Origin of the sequence: Devosia sp. (assembly GCF_014860165.1) — a bacterium.
Classification (GTDB): Bacteria; Pseudomonadota; Alphaproteobacteria; order Rhizobiales; family Devosiaceae; genus Devosia.
Genome location: NZ_JACZKG010000022.1, coordinates 1 through 4,238 on the forward strand (window position 1 = coordinate 1; position 4,238 = coordinate 4,238).

At 66.2% G+C, this 4,238-nt stretch carries 3 protein-coding genes and 1 pseudogene; all 4 read left to right on the top strand.

Annotated elements, in window-relative coordinates; translation table 11 throughout:
* Positions 1-414: pseudogene (locus tag IH615_RS05625) on the top strand (flagellar assembly protein FliH); the annotation flags it as partial.
* 59 nt (positions 415-473) lie between these two features.
* Complete coding sequence (fliN, locus tag IH615_RS05630; RefSeq protein ID WP_291360520.1) at positions 474-764, top strand: flagellar motor switch protein FliN; 291 nt, start codon at positions 474-476, stop codon at positions 762-764.
* Positions 765-775: 11 nt separating this feature from the next.
* Entirely contained in the window at positions 776-2,143 is a 1,368-nt protein-coding gene (locus IH615_RS05635) for a sigma-54 dependent transcriptional regulator (RefSeq protein WP_291360517.1), read from the top strand.
* A gap of 7 nt (positions 2,144-2,150) precedes the next feature.
* The coding region (gene flhA, locus IH615_RS05640; RefSeq protein ID WP_291360518.1) for a flagellar biosynthesis protein FlhA at positions 2,151-4,238 on the top strand (2,088 nt) is incomplete at its 3' end.

Consider the following 4,238-nt stretch of genomic DNA (forward strand, 5'->3'; position numbering starts at 1 on the left):
CTCGATGACGCCACCGCCCAGGCCCGGCGCGAGGCGGTCGAGCTGGCCGCCAGCATCGGCCGCAAGCTGGCGCTGCACCTGCTCGCCCGCTACCCCACGGTCGAACTCGACGCACTGATCGGTGAATGCATGCAGAGCCTGGGCGGCGTGCCGCACCTGGTGGTCCGCTGCCATCCCGCCATTGCCGACGGCATCCGCGACGTCGCCACCGCCCATATGCAGACCTCCGGTTTTGCCGGGCGCCTGGTGGTGATGGGCGATCCCGACCTGCGGCTCGGCGATGGCCGGCTCGAATGGGTCGATGGCGGGCTGGTGCGCGACATCGGCGCCGTCGCCAAGGACATCGACCTCAAGATTTCTGCCTATCTCGCCGCCCGCGGCGGACAGGCCAAGCAGCAGGAGAGCGACCAATGAGCGCTTCCCCACCCGGCGACGACGATATCACCATGCAGGACGGTATTTCCTTTGAGGAGATGCTGGCCCCCGACCGTGCCGACGGCCCCCAGGCCCATGTCGAACGTACCGCGGCCGACCTCGAGGCGGTGTTCGACGTTCCCGTCCGCATCTCGGTCGTGCTCGGCCGCACCAAGATGGCCGTCAGCGAACTGCTGCGCCTCGATACCGGCACCGTCATCGAACTCGACCGCCAGGTTGGCGAGGCCGTCGAGATCTTCGTCAACGATCGGCTCGTCGCCCGTGGTGAAATCGTGCTGGTGGAAAACAAGCTCGGCGTCACCATGACCGAAATCATCAAACCACAGTAAGGGAGGCCAGGATGCGTCTGCTCATCATCGGAGCCCTCGAGGGCCAGCTCAGCGAAGCGACCAAGATGGCCATGAACGGCGGCGCCAAGGTGGCGCATGCCCCGTCGGTGGAAATCGCCCTGGCCGCCTTGCGTGCTGGCCGCGGCGCCGACCTGTTGCTGGTCGATGTCGTGATGGATATTGCCGGCCTCATTGCCGGGCTCGAAGCCGAGCGCATCGCCATTCCGGTCGTTGCCTGCGGCGTCGAGGCCAATGCCGCTGCCGCAGTCAACGCCATCCGCGCCGGCGCCAAGGAATATATCCCGCTGCCCCCCGACGCTGAGCTGATCGCCGCCGTCATCGCGGCCGTGGCCCGCGACAGTTCCGAATTCCTGTTCCGCGACCCGGCGATGGAGCGCGTGGTCAAGATGGCCGACCAGATCGCGGGCTCGGACGCCTCGATCCTCATCACCGGCGAAAGCGGCACCGGCAAGGAAGTCATCGCCAAATACGTGCATTCGCGCAGCAAGCGGGCCAACAAGCCCTTCATCTCGGTCAACTGCGCCGCCATCCCCGAGGCCCTGCTCGAATCCGAGCTGTTCGGCCACGAAAAGGGTGCCTTTACCGGCGCCATCGCCCGCCGCATCGGCAAGTTCGAGGAAGCCTCGGGCGGCACCCTGCTGCTCGACGAAATCAGCGAGATGGACGTGCGCCTGCAGTCCAAGCTCCTGCGCGCCATTCAGGAGCGTGTCATCGACCGCGTCGGCGGCGGCAAGCCGGTGCCGGTGGATATCCGCATCCTTGCCACCTCCAACCGCAACCTCGCCGACGCCGTCCGCGAAGGCAGCTTCCGCGAGGACCTGCTGTTCCGCCTCAACGTGGTCAATCTCAAGCTCCCCGCCCTGCGCGATCGCCCGGGCGATATCGCAGCCCTGTCCGAGCACTTTGTCGCCAAATACGCCAAGGCCAACGGCCTGCCCCCGCGCGAGCTCTCGCCCGAGGCCCGCGCCGCCCTGCTCAAGGCGCCCTGGCCCGGCAATGTGCGCGAGCTGGAAAACACCCTCCATCGCGCCGTGCTGCTGTCGTCAGGCGACATCATCGGTCCTGACGCCATCGTGCTGCCCGACGGCATGGGGCTCGCCGAGGCCGCCGCGACCAGCTCGCTCTCGGCCCAGCTCGCCCAGACCGCCCAGACCATGTCGGCGGCCCTGGTCGGCCGCACCGTGGCCGATGTCGAGCGCGACCTCATCCTCGATACGCTCGATCACACCCTGGGCAACCGCACCCACGCGGCCAACATCCTGGGAATTTCGATCCGCACCCTGCGCAACAAGCTCAACCAATATGCCGACGAGGGCACGCATGTGCCCGAACCCGGCGAACGCCGCTCCGTGGCATAGGACTTAGATGGTCGACCTGCCCACCAGCGGCGCCCGCCCTGCCTTCAAGATCCCGACCCCCACATCGGTGATCGATCTCCTGCGCTCGGGCGACATTGCCCTGGCCGCAGGCGTGATGGGGCTGATCGTCATCCTCATCGTGCCGATGCCGGCTTTGCTGGTCGACCTGCTCCTGGCCATCTCGATCGTCTTCTCGGTGATGATCCTGATGACGGCTTTGTTCATCCAGAAGCCGCTCGAATTCTCGTCCTTCCCGACCGTCCTGCTGATCGCAACCATGTTGCGGCTGGGCCTTAACCTGGCCACCACGCGCCTGATCCTGAGCGAAGGTCACACCGGCACCAGCGCCGCCGGCCATGTCATCGAGGCCTTCGGCAATTTCGTCACGCGCGGCAATTTCGTCATCGGTATCGTCGTCTTCATCATCCTGGTCATCGTCAACTTCATCGTCATCACCAAGGGTTCCGGCCGCATCGCCGAAGTCGCCGCCCGCTTCAGCCTCGACGCCATGCCCGGCAAGCAGATGGCCATCGACGCCGATCTCAGCGCCGGCCTGATCGACGAAGACACCGCCAAGCGCCGCCGTGCCGAACTCGAAGGCGAAAGCGCCTTCTTCGGTAACATGGACGGTGCGTCCAAATTCGTGCGCGGCGACGCCATTGCTGGCCTCATCATCACCTTCATCAATGTCAGCGCCGGCATCCTGATCGGCATGATGCAGGAGGGCCTGAGCTTCCAGGAGGCCGGCAACGTCTATTCCCTGTTGACCATCGGCGACGGCCTCGTCTCCCAGATCCCCGCGCTCATCGTCTCCACCGCCGCCGGTATCCTCGTTTCCAAGTCCGGCGTCACCGGTTCGGCCGACAAGGCCCTGTCGGCCCAGTTCACCGGCTATCCGCGTGCGCTCGGCATGTCCTCGGCCGTCATGGCGCTGCTGGCTCTCCTGCCCGGCATGCCGGTCCTGCCCTTCCTGGCCCTGGCCGGCGGCGTCGGCTATGTCGCCTGGCGCGCGGCCGGCACCAAGGACGTCAAGGATGCCGAGACCGCAACCCGGGCAGCGCTCGATACCCCGCCTGGCCAGCCCGGCGGCGGCGGCGCGGCAAACACCGAAGCCCCGATCGCCGACAGCCTCAAGATCGACGAGCTCAAACTCGAACTCGGCTATGGCCTGCTGAGCCTGGTCAAGGAAGACGAGAACGGCTCCGATCGCCTGACCGAGCAGATCAAGGCTTTGCGCCGCCAGCTCGCCATCGAGCTCGGCTTCGTCATGCCGCCGGTGCGCATCCTCGACAACATGCAGCTCGAGCCTGATGTCTACAAGGTCCGCATCAAGGAGGTGGAAGCCGGCACCGGCGAGATTCACGCCAACCAGCTCATGGTCATGGACCCCTATGGCAACCAGATCGATCTGCCGGGCACCCACACCACCGAACCCACTTTCGGCCTGCCTGCCACCTGGATCGAACCGGCTCTGCGCGACGAAGCCGAACTGCGCGGCCTCTCCATCATCGATCCTTCAACCGTCATCTCGACGCATCTGACCGAAGTGCTCAAGGCCAATGTCGCAGACCTCCTGAGCTACGCCAACGTGCAGTCCCTGCTCTCCGGCCTGCCCAAGGACCAGCAGAAACTGGTCGAGGATATCGTCCCCGGCCTGATCTCGGTCTCGGGCGTGCAGCGTGTACTGCAGGCCTTGCTCAACGAGCGTATCTCCATCCGCGATCTCTCGACCATTCTCGAAGGCATTGCCGAAATCGCCGGCCCCGGCCGCTCGGTGCAGACCATTGCCGAGCATGTCCGCAGCCGCCTCGCCCGCCAGCTCTGCGCCGCCAATCTCGGCCCCGATGGCAACCTGCCGCTGCTGACCCTGGGCCCACAATGGGAACGCGATTTCGCCGAGGCCATGGTCGGCGATGGCGAAAACCGCCACCTGGCCATGGCGCCCAGTCGCCTGCAGCAGTTCATCGGCGCCATCCAGAGCGCCTATGAACGCGCCGCCCACCAGGGCGAACTGCCCGTGCTCATCACCTCGCCGGGCATCCGCCCGCATGTCCGATCGATCATCGAGCGCTTCCGCCCCCAGACCGTGGTCATG

What these genes read in the sequence shown, in the direction of transcription:
- IH615_RS05635 (WP_291360517.1), top strand. Translation starts at nt 776, where the DNA reads ATGCGTCTGCTCATCATCGGAGCCCTCGAGGGCCAGCTCAGCGAAGCG.
- fliN (WP_291360520.1), top strand. Translation starts at nt 474, where the DNA reads ATGCTGGCCCCCGACCGTGCCGACGGCCCCCAGGCCCATGTCGAACGT.